This is a genomic window from Agrobacterium sp. YIC 4121 (genome assembly GCF_002008205.1).
GTDB lineage: Bacteria > Pseudomonadota > Alphaproteobacteria > Rhizobiales > Rhizobiaceae > Agrobacterium > Agrobacterium leguminum.
Genome location: NZ_MRDI01000003.1, coordinates 326,283 through 340,543, shown reverse-complemented (window position 1 = coordinate 340,543; position 14,261 = coordinate 326,283). Strand labels below are relative to the sequence as shown.

15 protein-coding genes are annotated in these 14,261 nt (G+C 60.1%); 5 read left to right on the top strand and 10 right to left on the bottom strand.

The window, feature by feature from the left end; all coding sequences use genetic code 11:
• Positions 1-20: 20 nt before the first annotated feature.
• Positions 21-434 carry a GNAT family N-acetyltransferase gene (locus BTE54_RS05920; RefSeq protein WP_078051946.1) on the top strand — a complete coding sequence of 138 codons (414 nt, stop codon included), beginning with the start codon at positions 21-23 and terminating at the stop codon, positions 432-434.
• On the opposite strand, the gene BTE54_RS05915 is transcribed toward BTE54_RS05920, so the two are convergent.
• Complete coding sequence (locus BTE54_RS05915) at positions 431-1,384, bottom strand: LysR substrate-binding domain-containing protein (RefSeq protein ID WP_078051773.1); 954 nt, start codon at positions 1,382-1,384, stop codon at positions 431-433. The two genes, BTE54_RS05920 and BTE54_RS05915, sit on opposite strands and share 4 nt — an antisense overlap.
• Before the next feature lie 86 nt (positions 1,385-1,470).
• Between BTE54_RS05915 and BTE54_RS05910 the strand changes: the two genes are divergently transcribed.
• Positions 1,471-2,436 carry an MBL fold metallo-hydrolase gene (locus tag BTE54_RS05910; protein ID WP_078051772.1) on the top strand — a complete coding sequence of 322 codons (966 nt, stop codon included), beginning with the start codon at positions 1,471-1,473 and terminating at the stop codon, positions 2,434-2,436.
• 59 nt (positions 2,437-2,495) lie between these two features.
• Here the strand turns inward: BTE54_RS05910 and BTE54_RS05905 are convergent, their stop codons facing one another.
• Positions 2,496-3,809: an MFS transporter gene (locus BTE54_RS05905; protein WP_078051771.1), complete on the bottom strand. Its 1,314-nt coding sequence runs from the start codon at positions 3,807-3,809 to the stop codon at positions 2,496-2,498.
• Positions 3,810-4,148: 339 nt separating this feature from the next.
• On the bottom strand, positions 4,149-4,718 hold the full coding sequence (locus BTE54_RS05900; RefSeq protein ID WP_035220162.1) for an N-acetyltransferase: 570 nt from the start codon (positions 4,716-4,718) through the stop codon (positions 4,149-4,151).
• A 296-nt stretch (positions 4,719-5,014) separates the two neighbouring features.
• Between BTE54_RS05900 and BTE54_RS05895 the strand changes: the two genes are divergently transcribed.
• The gene (locus BTE54_RS05895; protein WP_065655689.1) at positions 5,015-6,007 is read left to right on the top strand and encodes a glutathione S-transferase family protein; all 993 of its coding nucleotides are present in this window, start codon (positions 5,015-5,017) and stop codon (positions 6,005-6,007) included.
• Positions 6,008-6,023: 16 nt separating this feature from the next.
• Here BTE54_RS05895 and BTE54_RS05890 read toward each other — a convergent pair whose 3' ends face one another.
• Positions 6,024-6,515: an NUDIX domain-containing protein gene (locus tag BTE54_RS05890; RefSeq protein ID WP_078051945.1), complete on the bottom strand. Its 492-nt coding sequence runs from the start codon at positions 6,513-6,515 to the stop codon at positions 6,024-6,026.
• 66 nt (positions 6,516-6,581) lie between these two features.
• Between BTE54_RS05890 and BTE54_RS05885 the strand changes: the two genes are divergently transcribed.
• Complete coding sequence (locus BTE54_RS05885; RefSeq protein WP_065655687.1) at positions 6,582-7,532, top strand: metallophosphoesterase; 951 nt, start codon at positions 6,582-6,584, stop codon at positions 7,530-7,532.
• A 215-nt stretch (positions 7,533-7,747) separates the two neighbouring features.
• Here BTE54_RS05885 and leuA read toward each other — a convergent pair whose 3' ends face one another.
• From leuA to BTE54_RS05860, 4 genes are all read right to left on the bottom strand, one after another.
• On the bottom strand, positions 7,748-9,457 hold the full coding sequence (gene leuA / locus BTE54_RS05875; protein WP_078051770.1) for a 2-isopropylmalate synthase: 1,710 nt from the start codon (positions 9,455-9,457) through the stop codon (positions 7,748-7,750).
• 318 nt (positions 9,458-9,775) lie between these two features.
• Entirely contained in the window at positions 9,776-10,009 is a 234-nt protein-coding gene (locus BTE54_RS05870; RefSeq protein WP_078051944.1) for a CopG family antitoxin, read from the bottom strand.
• On the bottom strand, positions 9,975-10,268 hold the full coding sequence (locus tag BTE54_RS05865) for a BrnT family toxin (protein WP_065655686.1): 294 nt from the start codon (positions 10,266-10,268) through the stop codon (positions 9,975-9,977). The genes BTE54_RS05870 and BTE54_RS05865 overlap by 35 nt, the downstream gene beginning before the upstream one ends.
• A gap of 36 nt (positions 10,269-10,304) precedes the next feature.
• Positions 10,305-11,483: a benzoate/H(+) symporter BenE family transporter gene (locus BTE54_RS05860; protein ID WP_078051769.1), complete on the bottom strand. Its 1,179-nt coding sequence runs from the start codon at positions 11,481-11,483 to the stop codon at positions 10,305-10,307.
• Positions 11,484-11,761: 278 nt separating this feature from the next.
• Here BTE54_RS05860 and BTE54_RS05855 point away from each other — a divergent pair, with 278 nt between their 5' ends.
• Complete coding sequence (locus tag BTE54_RS05855; RefSeq protein ID WP_078051768.1) at positions 11,762-12,844, top strand: esterase-like activity of phytase family protein; 1,083 nt, start codon at positions 11,762-11,764, stop codon at positions 12,842-12,844.
• Positions 12,845-12,907: 63 nt separating this feature from the next.
• Here the strand turns inward: BTE54_RS05855 and BTE54_RS05850 are convergent, their stop codons facing one another.
• Both BTE54_RS05850 and BTE54_RS05845 read right to left on the bottom strand, forming a co-directional pair.
• Positions 12,908-13,552, bottom strand: coding sequence for an NrsF family protein (locus tag BTE54_RS05850; protein WP_078051767.1), 645 nt, complete (start codon positions 13,550-13,552; stop codon positions 12,908-12,910).
• Complete coding sequence (locus BTE54_RS05845; RefSeq protein WP_198939099.1) at positions 13,549-14,064, bottom strand: sigma-70 family RNA polymerase sigma factor; 516 nt, start codon at positions 14,062-14,064, stop codon at positions 13,549-13,551. The genes BTE54_RS05850 and BTE54_RS05845 overlap by 4 nt, the downstream gene beginning before the upstream one ends.
• Between the last annotated feature and the right edge of the window lie 197 nt (positions 14,065-14,261).

Below are 14,261 nucleotides of genomic sequence, written 5' to 3'. Positions count from 1 at the left end.
GGCGGCCCGGGAAGATGAACATGAATTTCGTTTTGAGCGACGTCGCGGATGCAGAGGCCGAAAAGGCCATTCGCGATCCGCTGGTGGCCTATAATCTCGCCCGTTTCGGCGAAAGCGACAAACGCGAAATCAACATCACCATCCGCGATGACGACAATACCGTCACCGGCGGTCTGGTGGGCCATACCGCTCGCGGCTGGCTTTACGTGCAGCTTCTTTTCGTGCCGGAGGCCATGCGCGGTCAGGGCACAGGCCCGAAGCTGCTTGCCATGGCGGAGGAAGAAGCCAGAAAACGCGGCTGCATGGGCGCCTATATCGACACGATGAACCCGGATGCCCTGAGAACCTATGAGCGCTACGGTTTCACGAAGATAGGCTCGCTTGGCCCCCTTTCCAGCGGCCAGTCGATCACCTGGCTGGAGAAGCGGTTCTAGGCGGCAATCCCCGAGACCCCACCGTCGACCGTTCGGCCCATGGCCTCGCGGATTTGCTGGCGAAGCCATACGGCTCCGGCATCCGCGTCAGTTTGCAATGTCCAGACCATGGCGACGGGCGGGAAACTCAGCGTCACCGGCACCGGGCTTATTTCCAGCCCCAGCATTGGCGCATAACGCAGCGCGATGCGCGAGGACACGGTCGCCAGCACCGCCGAGGATCGCGCCGTTGCCAGCACCGAGAGGAAATCCGGCGCGGCCGCAACGACGTCGATTTCCAAGCCGCTCAGTTCCAGCGCATCCTTGATGCAGCCATGCAGGCTGTCCGTCTGCGATATGACCGCGTGTTTCGCCTCCATATAGGCGTCCAGCCCGACGGGATTGGGCAGATCGAGCAAGGCCGGGTTGAAACAGCAAAGCACGCTGGAGGAATAAAGCGGTTCGCAATGGTGGCGCTGCTCTTTCGAGTAGGTGCATCCGACCGCCATGTCGATCACACCCGTATCCAGCATCGCGGTTATTTCCTGCTCCTGCCCGCTGCGGGCCAGAATGCGAATACCGGGCGCGATCTCCCGCAGCCGCGCCGTCAGATCCGGCAAAAGCAATAGCTCCACCTCGCTCGACATGCCCAGCCGGAATGTGCGGCGCTCCGTCGCCGGATCGAACACATCCGCCGTCAAAACCGCCGCCTGCGCCTGCCTGAGCGCCTGCCGCACCGGGCCGGCCAGATGGAGCGCCCGCGCCGTCGGCTTCATCTCCTGCCCCACGCGGATGAAAAGCTCATCCTGAAACAGGGTCCGCAAAGTCGAGATGTTATGGCTCATGGCCGGCTGCTGGATTTTCAGCCGCCGCGCGGCGCGCGTCACGTTCATCTCCTCCATCATCGCATCGAAAGCGACGAGAAGATTGAGGTCGAAGGAACGGAGATTGAAATGATCGATAGTTTGCATAAGTCACATCGATTTGATTGCTGGCTTCCCTACACTTAGCTGGAGTGCGGAAAGTTTCAAGACGTTCCCTAACTCAGGAGCCTTTAATGCCATCACGTCGCTCACTTCTCAAAGGCGCCGCCAGCGCCATCTTCGCAGCCCCTTTCATTGCGCCCTCCCTCGCCTTTGCCAAAGCGCCGCTCGCTGCCACACAGGCACCCGGCTTCTACAGGCTGATGGTCGGCAAGGTGGAAGTCACCGCGCTGTCGGATGGCGTCGTCGCGCTGCCGCTTGCAAAACTTTACAGCAACACAACACCGGAACACGCATCCAAGGTTTTGCAGGATGCCTTCCTGCCGGACGAGACGCCGACCTCCGTTAATGCGTTTCTGGTCAATACCGGCGACAGGCTGGCTCTGATCGATGCCGGCACCGGCACCTATCTTGGCGCGAGCCTTGGCAAGCTTGTCGCCAATATCGAAGCTTCGGGCTACAAGGCCAGTGAGATCGACGACGTCATCCTCACACACATCCATACCGACCATTCCGGCGGATTGTCGGCGAATGGCAAACGCGTTTTTGCCAACGCGACCCTGCACGTCAACCAGCGCGAAGCCGCTTTCTGGCTGGATGAGGCAAAGGCGAAGGCAGCGCCCGAAGCGATGAAAAAATATTATGCCGAAGCGAGAGAGAGCATCCAGCCCTATATCGATGCCGGCAAATTTGAGACCTTTACCGACAACGCCGCGCCGGTTCCCGGTCTTGGGTCGATCCTCTATGCCGGCCACACACCAGGCCACAGCGCCGTCGTTCTGGAAAGCGAAGGCCAGAAAATCGTCTTCTGGGGCGATATCACCCATGGCGATATCCTCCAGTTCGATGAGCCTGACGTGGCAATCGAATTCGACGTCGACCAGAAGGCCGCCGTCGTGGCGCGTGATTTGGCATTCAAACAGGCGGTAGAGGGCAAATATCTGGTGGCCGGCGCGCATATCGCCTTCCCCGGCATCGGCCATGTGCGCACCGACAGCACCAATTACGATTGGCTGCCGGTCAACTACACGGCGCTGTAAGGTGCAAAACAGTCCGGCCTGATCCTCAACGGGTCAGGCCATTGCGCGGAAACGACGCGTCAGGTCAGCGCCACCTGCCGCGTTTCCGCATTGATCATCGTCGCCGCAATGGCGGCAAGAACCAGCAGCCCGGCAAAAATGCCGATTGCGACGCCAAAACCCTGCGCAATCGCATAACCGAGAAGAGACGGCGCTAGCAGGCCGCCAAGCCGTGCCATGGCGCCCGCTGCTCCCATGCCGGTTGCGCGCGATTCGGTCGGATAAAGCTCCGGCGTAAAGGCATAGAGCGCGCCCCAAGTGCCGAGAAGGGCAAAACTCATTATCAGCAGTGAAGCCGCAATCATGACGCCCCCGGCCGCGAGCGTGAACAGCAGGCAACCGAGCGCAGAGAGCAGGCAAAAGCCGATCAGCGTCGGCTTGCGGCCCCATTTTTCAACGCCATAGGCGGCAAGCGCATAACCGGGGATCTGCGCCAGCGCCACCAGCACCAGAAAACCATAACCACGCACGAAACCGAACCCGTCACCCGCCAGTTTCGCAGGCATCCAGGTGAAGACGCCGTAATAGGAAACGGAAACGAGAAACCAGATGGCAAGGATCATGATGCTGCGCTGCCGGAGCGCCGGCGAAAATATCCCCTGCCCTTTGCCCACGTCAGGTTGGAAAAGCCCGGTCCCGGCATCGAGCGGCGCACGCCCGTTCGTCACCAGCATGCGGTTGACGACGGCCTTGGCTTCCTCCAACCGGCCGCCGCGCAGCAGGTAAAGCGGCGATTCCGGCACCAGAAAGCGCAGGCCAAGGCCGAGAACCGCCGGAAAAGCCGTCACCGCGAATATATACCGCCACGCATCTGCGACGCCGGCAAGGCTGGCGCCCCAGGCCGCCAGCGCCACGATCAGCGTGCCGACAGCCCAGAAACCCTCCAGAAAGACCAGCCAGCGGCCGCGATTCTTGGCGGGCAGGAATTCGGCCATCATCGCATAATCCACCGGCAGCGTGCCGCCCACGGCGGCCCCGGTGAGAAAACGCAGGACGAGCAGAATAGTGAAATCAGGCGCGAACACCGAAAGCACGCCGAACAGCGCATCGCAGGCCACGGTGACGATCAGCACACGACGACGCCCGTAACGATCCGCCAGCCGTCCGAAACCGGCAGCACCCAGCAGCATGCCGAAAAAGAACGCCGTTCCGGTCTGCAGCGCCTGCGGCACCGTCAGCCCGAAGGTTGCGGCAATCGAGGCGGCGGTGAAGCCAACGGCCAGAACCTGCATGGCATCCGCCGCCCAGACGAGGCCGAATATGCCCATCAGCCGCCGCTGATAAGCGCCTGCGCCCGCACGCTCCAGCGCATCGTTCATGGTGATAGCCGTCATGCCCCGCCCCTTTGCAGAAATCGACTTTGACTTGCTATCGTATAGGGGGAGGAAACGGAATTGAATTCTGTGGAGGGAGACGCGTTGTTTCGAAACAGGCTAGAGGAAGATAGATTTTACCAGACAAAAAGATGTGCAAGGCAGTCTCGATGTTTGCCATAGCGCGCAACGCCCCTTCCGTCATCCCGGCCTCGAGCCGGGATCCAGTCACGGCGCGTCTGCGCCGTGGGAAAAGTCTTTTCAGCCCAAAGACTTGGGCTGGCTGGATTCCGGCTCAAGGCCGGAATGACGGGGGTTTTATGTCGCGCTAAAAAGCACAAAGCCCCTTCGGATACCCCCTCAGCCGTAAACCCTGAGCGGCTCCTCAAAACCCTCATCTTCCGCCGTGGCGGCCGGCATCACGGCCTCGCATTTGCGCCAGCCGATCTTGCCCTTCAGCCGCTGGTGCACGTCGTCGCCAATCGGCACGACGAGCACGCGGTTCGGGTCCACCGGGCCGGGAAAATCGAGCGCCGCATAAGCGACCTTCTCGAAACCGAGCGGCATGTAATAGGGCGGATCGCCGATCAGGATCACCGCTTCGGAGCCCTTTCGCCGGGCGGCGGCAATGGCGATCCGGACGAGTTCCCGGCCGATGCCCTTGTTCTTGTGCGAGGGCCGAACCGCAAGCGGCCCGAGCATATGGCCCTTCACCCCGCCCGCCAGAACCGGCGTCATGCGCACCGAGGCAATGGTTTCGCCATCATCGGCGCAGACGAAAGACAGCGACCGGTCATGCGGCCCCTGCTCGCGGATGCGCGCTGCGGCACGGGTATGCCTGCCGGGACCGAATGCTTCTTCGTTGATGACGTCGATGATGGCGTCGTGCGACGCGTCCTCGGTGAGGTAGACAAGATCGTGCTTGGACATGAAGAGACCGAAACTTCCAGAATGCGGATGCGACAATAGATGACGGCTGCGCCGGTAAGGGCGTTCAGGAGCGTCAGCGTCGTCGGAGCATCCGTGGTTCGATCATAATCAGCAATTTCCTCAGAATTGTGAAAATTGCAGTTATCAGGAAAATTCCCACCCGTCCAGAACAAATCTCTGCGCTATCCCATTCAGTTTCCACAGAACCGGAAACGCATTGTTCAACGCCTTTCGGGTTCGCGGAAGAGTGCAGAACGGTTAGGATCGCTCAAAAGGAAACAATCAAGGAGATCGTCATGGGCATGCTGGTGGAAGGCGTATGGAAAGACGTCTGGTATGACACCAAGGAAACCAAGGGGCATTTCAAGCGCAGCGCCTCGCAATTCCGCAACTGGATCACAGCGGATGGCGCACCCGGCCCTTCCGGAGAAGGGGGGTTCGAGGCGGAAAAGGACCGTTACCACCTCTATGTCTCCTTCGCCTGCCCCTGGGCGCACCGCACCCTGATTTTCCGCAAGCTCAAAAAGCTGGAAGACCTGATTTCCGTCTCCGTCGTCGATCCGCTGATGCTGGAAAACGGCTGGGAATTTAAGCCTGAGGGCGAGCGCACGCCGGGCGCGACCGAGGATCACCTCTTCGGCTCCTCCGCACTCTGGCAGGTCTACACAAAGGCAGACCCCAAATATTCGGGGCGCGTCACCGTGCCGGTGCTCTGGGACAAAAAGCGCGGCACCATCGTCTCCAATGAATCGGCGGAAATCATCCGCATGTTCAATTCCGCCTTCAACGATCTCACCGGCTCGCAGGCCGATTATTATCCCGAAGCGCTACGCAGCGAGATCGACGCACTGAACGACGTGATCTACGACACAGTCAATAACGGCGTCTACAAGGCCGGCTTCGCCACCACTCAGGATGCCTATCAGCAGAATGCCGTAAAAGTGTTCGAAACGCTGGATATGCTGGAGGACCGCCTGAAGGATCGGCGTTTCCTGTTCGGTGCGGAACAGACGGAAGCGGACTGGCGCCTGTTCACGACGATGGTGCGGTTTGACCCCGTCTATGTCGGCCATTTCAAATGCAATATCCGCCGCATCCACGACTATCCGCACCTGACGGATTACCTGCGCGATCTTTACCAGACGCCGGGCGTGCCGGAGACGGTGGATATGCGCCACATCAAGGAGCATTATTACCGCAGCCACCGCACTATCAACCCGACCGGCATCGTGCCCGTCGGCCCGGAACTGGACCTGACCATGGCCCATGGCCGCGAGGCGCTCTCCTGACGGAGAGCCGCCGCCGCTACCAGTGGTCGGCGATCGCCGCTTCGCCGGCAAGCTCGGCAAGGCGGCGACGGGTGGCGGCCGTCACCCCTTCCGGCAGCTTCGACAGGTCGAAAAAGCCGCTTTCGGCAATTTCATGATCCGGCTTTTTCGATTTGGTCTGGGTGACGTCAAGCCGGTAGAGCGCAACATGATCGCGATTGCTGCCTTCCAGATTGAGATAGACATGGAAAAGCTCCGGCCTGGAGGCTGCTTCGAGATTGCCTTCCTCGCGGATTTCCTTGTGCAGCGCCACGAGCAGGGTCTCACCACGTTCCACCCCGCCGCCCGGCAGATACCAGCCCGGCAGATAGGTGTGCCGCACCAGAAAAATTCTGCCCTTTTCATCGAAACAGGCCGCACGCACGCCAAGGGTGGCGCCGCGCGTGAACAGAAAAACGAAATGCAGAAAACGGATGAAGACACGCATATGGAACGGACGGGCCTGCCGCCCGGTTGTTTCGTCATTCACCCTGGTTTCTCCCCGCATGCCGGCTTTCATTGGACGCGCGGCATATCATAGGTTATCTCTGCCGCCATGTTCAAACTTGCGCATATTTCAGACGTCCATTTGGGGCCACTGCCAAAACTCACTTTCCGCGAACTTGCATCCAAGCGTATCACCGGTTTTGTCAACTGGCACCGCAACCGCCGCAAGCATCTCTTCACCGATACGCTGGAAAAACTGCTCGACGATCTGGAGACAAAGTCACCTGACCATCTGGCTATTACCGGCGATCTCGTCAATCTTGCGACCGGCATTGAAATCCGCGCCGCCGCCGACTGGCTGGAGGAGGTGGGCGATCCCGAAAAAACCTCCGTCGTTCCCGGCAATCACGACGCCTATGTTTCCGGCGCGCACGACAAGGCCATGCAGGCCTGGTATCCCTATGTTCGTGGCGATGGCGATCCGCCGGAATGGGACGACGACCGCAAGATTTTCCCCTATATGCGCGTGCGCGGTCCCGTCGCACTCATTGGCTGCTCCACCTCGATTGCGACACCGCCCTTTTCGGCAACCGGTTATTTCGGCAACCGGCAGGCCCGCGCCACGGCGGAGCTCTTGAAAAAAGCCGGTGAACAGGGGCTGTTCCGGGTGGTGATGATCCATCACCCGCCGATTCGGGGCGCTTCCCCCACCCACAAGCGCATGATCGGCATCCGCCGTTTCGCAGCGGCGCTGGGCGTCGGCGGCGCGGAACTCGTGCTGCATGGCCATACCCATCTCAACACGGTCTACTGGCTGAATACGCATCATGGGGAAGACCACATCCCGGTCGTCGGCATTTCCTCCGCCAGCCAGGGACCCGGCGGTGAAAAACCGCGCGCGGCCTATAATCTCTTCCATATCTCCGGTGGCCCCGGCACATGGAACGTCGCCTGTGAGCGTCACAGCCTCAATGAGACGGGGACGGGCGTGGCGCTGGAGGATGTGCGGGTGTTTTATGAAAACGGGCGGCCGCTGGGGTTTTCGCTGCTGGGGGAGTAAAATTCGAGGCGGTGAGGTTGGAGCGTGTGGCTTCACCCCCCTCTGCCCTGCCGGGCATCTCCCCCTCAAGGGGGGAGATCGGCAGGAGGCCCTCTCATCGCTTCATTCTCAAGCTTCGAGATGGGCGAGACCCAACCTCGAGTCGATCTCCCCCCTTGAGGGGGAGATGTCCGGCAGGACAGAGGGGGGTGCCCTGCCCCACCCTCAAGGCCCACTTACCTCGCCCGCTCTTCCAGCACCCGATTGGCCGCCGAAACAATCGCCTCCAGCGACGCCGCTACGATATTCGTATTGACGCCTGCCCCGAACAGCTTACCGCCCGGATGCTCCATCTCGACATAAGCGATGGCCGAAGCGTTCGAGCCATGCTGCAGCGAATGCTCGGAATAATCATTTACCGACAGGTCAATGCCGAGATAAACCGACAGCGCATTGATGAACCCGTCGATCGGGCCGGTGCCCTTGCCCTCGATGCGCTTCACCTCGCCATTATCGGTGATCTCGGCGGCGACGATGCGTACGCCCTTGAAATCGCCGGCCGGATAGGTGTGGTGATCGACGAATTTGATGCGCGCATTCGGCTGCGTCACGTAACGCTCGATAAAGCGCTCGTAGATGCGCTTGGCCGGCAGTTCCACGCCCTCTTCATCGGTGATGCGCTGGATATCCTCGCGGAATTCCACCTGGAGATTGCGCGGCAGGTTGATGCCGTAATCCTGCTGCAGAATATAGGCGATGCCGCCCTTGCCGGATTGCGAGTTGATGCGGATGATCGCCTCATAGGAGCGGCCGACATCCTTCGGATCGATAGGCAAATAGGGCACTTCCCAGACGGGATGATTGGCGACCTTGATCGCCTTCATGCCCTTGTTGATCGCATCCTGATGCGAGCCGGAAAAGGCCGTATAGACCAGTTCGCCGACATAGGGGTGGCGCTCGGGGATCGTCATCTCGTTGGAATATTCATAGACCGCCTTGATGCGCTCGATATCGCGGCAATCCAGCTCCGGATCGACACCCTGCGTATACATGTTCAGTGCCAGCGTCACGACGTCGACATTGCCGGTGCGCTCACCATTGCCGAAGAGCGTGCCTTCGACACGGTCCGCACCGGCCATCAGGCCCAGTTCGGTCGCGGCAATGCCGGTGCCACGGTCATTATGCGGGTGCAGGGAGATGATGACATTTTCGCGATTGTCGATATTGCGGCACATCCATTCGATCTGGTCGGCATAGATGTTCGGCGTCGCCATTTCGACCGTCGACGGCAGGTTCAGGATCAGCTTGTTGTCGGCCGTCGGCTTCACCACCTCGACCACGGCGTTGCAGATTTCCAGCGCCACTTCCAGCTCTGTGCCGGTAAAGCTCTCAGGCGAATATTCGAAGCGGTAACCGCCGCCAGCCTTGGCCGCCATATCGGTGATCATCTTGGCTGCATCGACCGCGATCTGCTTGATGCCGTGCACATCCTTGCCAAACACCACGCGGCGCTGCAATTCCGAAGTGGAATTGTAGAAGTGGATGATCGGCTTGTTGGCGCCCTCCAGCGCCTCGAAGGTGCGGGTGATCAGCTCCGGGCGGCATTGCACCAGCACCTGCAGGGAAACATCGTCAGGCACATTGCCCTCTTCCACGCACCAGCGGGCGAAATCGAAATCCGTCTGCGAGGCGGAAGGAAAACCGATCTCGATTTCCTTGAAGCCCATTTCGAGCAGCAGCTTGAACATGCGGGCCTTGCGGTCGTGACCCATGGGGTTGACCAGCGACTGATTGCCGTCGCGCAGGTCTACCGAACACCAGATCGGCGCCTTGTCGATGGTCTTGCCCGGCCAGGTGCGGTCGGGGATATTGATGGTGGGATAAGGGCGATACTTCACGCTCGCGTCGGTCATACCCTTGGAAATGTTAGTGATCTTGCCGTCCATTTCGCTTCCTCCTTGCGCAGTCCGCGGGCTTCTTCAAGCCATCGGCGGATGCGCGGCCCTTGAGGGCCTAAATCCAGTATAAAATGAGATTTCGAGATGAGGAGCGTTTGCACCAGCGGGCTTTCGGCCGCCGGGCGCTCCTCACTGGACCCGGCAACCGCGTGTAAGGTCGAGGCTAAGAAGCGAGAGTGCACCGCACGGCGAGGCCTTCGCAGAAATCTGCGCGCTCATGCCAAAAATGGTTGCGATGCTGTTGCTCATGGCGATGTGTATAAACAGCGGCTGGCGGTCTGACAAGGGATCTTGTGAGGCGCAGGCTTATTTTGCTTGACGGCCGGTCTCCAGCCTTTCAGCGATCCACAATTTGACAAGCGATTGCCGGGTCACACCGAGACGACGTGCTTCGTTGTCGAGATCGTTGACGACCCACGTCGGAAAATCGATGTTCACGCGCTTGGGTTCGATGTTCAGATGGCGCGCCGTCGACCAGTCGAGATATTCGCTGATGTCTTCGCCATCATCGGCCATCTTGTCGAATTCTTCTGCGCTTATTGTCTTCATAATGATACCTCTCTAATTCTCGGACACGTCGCACGGAAATGATGCGAATACGGCCACCCCGCACTGTATGGACAGCCAACCACAACTTCTCCCCTAGAAGTGCGATGAGGGCGAACCGCTCTTCTCCAATATTATGCGCTGTAACCGTCAAACCGTATTTATCGTGCCACAATGCCTGTGCATCGACAAAATCGATGCCGTGTTTGTCTTTATTGCCAGCGCTCTTTATCGGATCAAATTCGAATACCATGAGAATATAATATAAAAACTATACCATTTCCACTATCTAACCACGCTTCACCATTCGCTGCAACGCCATCATCAGCCCGCCGCCGATCAAGCCCCAGAAGGCCCCGGAAATGCCGCCGAAGGAAAGGCCGGAGGCCGTGATGAGGAAAGTGATGGCCGCCGCCTCGCGGGTTTCCGGCTCCCTGAAGGCTGCGACAGCGGAGCCGGAAAAGGCGCCGACCAGTGCCAGCCCCGCCACCGCCTGAATGAGGATGGGCGGCGCCAGCGCCACGAAGGCGGTGACCACGCCCGCCAAAAGGCCAAAAATAATATAGCCGACACCGCCGATGATCGCCGCCCAGTAACGCCGCTTTGGATCGGGATGGGCGTCCTCGCCAGCACACATGGCAGCCGTAATCGCCGCAAGATTGACGGCATGGCCGCCAAAAGGTGCGGAAAGCAGCGAGAAAAAGCCGGTCGAGGCGAAAAGCGGTCCGGGCTGCGGATCGTAATGATTGACCTTCAGCACCGCGATGCCGGGAATATTCTGCGAGGCCATGGTGACGATGAAGAGCGGCAGCGCGATGGAGACAACCGCGTGGAGACTGAAGACGGGCGTTACCCACTCCATCGGCGGTGTCAGCGATTGCGCCACGCTGTCCAGCGCACCCGCCGGAATTTCGACGCCAAAAATCATCACCAGTACGAAGGCGGCAAGGGCGGCGGGCACGGCGAACAGCCGTTTGAATGCTCCCACCACGATCCAGGCGAGGATGATGGGCAATCCGAGCGCCGGGTTGAAGCCGATGGCCTTGATGGGCGCAAAACACAGGCCGATGATGACGCCAGAGAGCATGGCATTGGCAAGGGGCGCTGGAATGGAGGCGACCGCCTTTCCCAGGGGCCGGAACAGGCCGGCGATGATAATCAGGATGGCGCAGATGATGAACCCGCCGACGGCCGCCGGAAAGCCGCCCTCAATGACGCCGGTGGTCGCAAGCAGCGCCGCACCCGGTGTCGACCAGGCGATGCTGATGGGTAGCCGCGTGGCGGCGGAGAGAATAATGGCGCAAAGCCCCATCGCCACCGAAAGCGCCATCAGCCCCGACGCCGCCTCGAAATCCGTCGCGCCGACAGCTTTCAGGCCCTGCAGCACGACGGCGAAGGAGCTGGCGAAACCCACAAAGGCGGTGAGGCAGCCCATGAACAGGCTCTGGACGGAAAAATCTTTCAGCATGAAGCACTCTGCGGCCTGCTGCCTGTCGCAAACAACCGCAGCGGTCCGCATTGGCGACAGGCAGAAACAAAATTGAAGCGTGACGCGCGAATCCGGGGATGGCGACACGCTTTGGATGAAGCGTGATTATATTCAGGATCAAAAAAGACGCGGCTTGGCAAGATGAGCCGCCAGACTTCAGGTACGGCGGCATGGAAAACGTCATCAAAGTTTAGCGGCACGGCGCTAATCCTCCCTGCACCACAACCGGTCATCCGCCACAAGAGGGACCCTTGCCAATGCTGCGCATCGTCACCACCGTCGCCTGCTGTTTTGCGGCTTTGCCCGCCGCGGCCCAGACCCCGCCGCCGCCGGCCTTTCTCGGCCAGATCGTCGTTCCATCGGGCCTCTCCATCGATGGCGTCACCTTCGGCGGCATTTCCGATCTCGCTTTTGACAGCGAAACCGGGCGTTATCTCGCAATTTCCGATGACCGTGTGGAAAAAGGGCCGGCCCGTTATTACGAGCTGGAGCTGACTGTCGCGGAAGGCGCCGCCACGCTCAACATCGCCGCCACGCGCGAATTGAAGGACGAGACCGGCGCTGCTTTTGCGCCGAAGGGCATCGATGCGGAAGGCATCGCGCTCGACCGCAAGGGCGGCAAGCTCTACTGGTCCTCCGAACGCGACCTGAAGAACCAGCCGGCGCTTTACGTCTCGGACCTCGACGGCAGCAATGTGAAGCGGCTGGAACTGCCAAACGCCTATCTCGTCGATGACGCCAAGACCAGGGGCGTACAGAACAACCTCGCTTTCGAAGGCCTGACGCTGATGCCCGGCCGGCTGATCGCCGCCACCGAAAATGCGCTCACCCAGGACGGCCCCAAGGCGACCCCGCAGGGGGGCAGCCCGGCCCGCATCCTCGTCATCGACACGGCGACGCTGAAACCGGTCGCCGAGCATGTCTATGTAACCGAGCCTATCTCTAAGACGCCGACAGCCGCCGAGCCGAAATATAACGACAACGGCCTTTCCGCCATCGCGGCCCTGCCGGATGGCCGTTTCGTCGCCGTCGAGCGCAATTTCGCTTCCGGCGTGGGCAATCACATCCGCTTCTTCATCGCCGACATGTCCCGCGCCGACAATATTCTCGGCAAGGACAAGATCGATACCGCATCCGTGGCCGCCGTATCCAAATCGGCCTGGTTCGAAATCAACGAAGGCGATTTCGGCCTCGATATCGACAATATCGAAAGCTTCGCCTTCGGCCCGGTGGTGGATGGCAAGCAGCTCTTCGTCATCGCTTCCGATGACAATTTCAACACCGGCAAGCAGTTCACCCAGTTTGCAGCTTTCGCAATTCCCGCCAATCTGGGTCAGTGAAATCCACATGAAGCAGAATGCCGGTTCTGGACCATGTCCGGGCCGGCATCGGCAATCTTGCCTTCACCAGCGGAGCAGACGTGAACCGGCAAAAGCGCCGATGATGCCGGTCAACAGGATGCCCAGCGAATACCAGATCAACACGAAAGCCATGCCGTTTTCGGTGCAGAACCACGAATAGACCCATGCCCCGGCCGCACCCGCGGCGATGCCCGCGGCAAAACCCGCAAGCCTGGGATCAGCGGGAGCCGAACGCCTGAGAACCGCGAAATTCGCGATAAACAGCGGCAGCGCGAAAGCAACGATCAAAAATGGGCAATGCAGCGCCGACGATCCGAGAATGAGGGTCCTGTAGGTGCCAGGCACGGCAAATCCAAGCTGGACGAAGGCGATGACCGCCATGGCCACGAAAATCACCGCAAGCCACGCAAACAGGCCACCCCTGTCGCCGTCCGGCCGCGCAAGACGCATGACGGCGAAAAATGCGGTCACGGCCAGCAGGACATTATAGGCGGATTTGACCCAGAAACCCGGTTCGGTCATGGCGTCATTCATATCGCTGCGAAGCCCCAGAATGACGACCATCAGCAGCAGCGAAACGCCGAGCGCGGGCAAGGCCACGAACGCCAGCCTCCGCTCCAGCGCGAAAGCTCGTACCGGTTTCAGATCGCCCGCCAGTTGATCGATGATGTCTTCCGTCTTCCTCACGTGTCCCCCCGCAACTTTGCCGCCAGGACTTTCAGCGTTCTGTGAATACCGACCCTAGCCGCAAGCTCGGTCTGGCCGGATTTTTGCGCCGCTTCGGCAATTGAGTGACCTTCGAGCTTCACCCTTCGAATGAGATCCCGCTGCCGTTCCGGCAACTCGTCGAGCAGCCGCTCCACATCCATGCGGGCCGTGACCGCATCGACGGACGGTTCCGCCTCCAGCGTTTCATCGAGTTCCACTTCCGTCAGCACACGCGCACCCCGACCCCGATAGTGATCGATGAGCTTGTAGCGCGCTATCGAAAAGAACCAGGCCGTAAAGGGTCGCACACGGTCATAGGTCTCCCGCTTGGCGTGAAGCGACAACAGGGTTTCCTGCACAAGATCTTCGACATCGCCTCTGGCAGCTGCTCCCATGCGCCGGCCGTAATAGGCGATCAGCAGCCGTCTCAGGGCATGAAGCAAATGCCGGTAGGCGCCTTCGTCCCCATCGAGGGAACGCAGCATCAGCATTTTCAGTGTTTCTTCCGAAGGGCTGCCTGTCATCGTCACTATCGGGTTATTCGCAATCGGCAGGATAGTGTTACATAGTGGCTTTAAAAAAATCTCGCCCGAACTTGTCGTCACAAGCGCGTGAAGATGTAACGGCCGGACGTTCCCGGCCGAATGGACAATCGTGAGCCCCGGCACAATGCCGGCGGACATTCAAC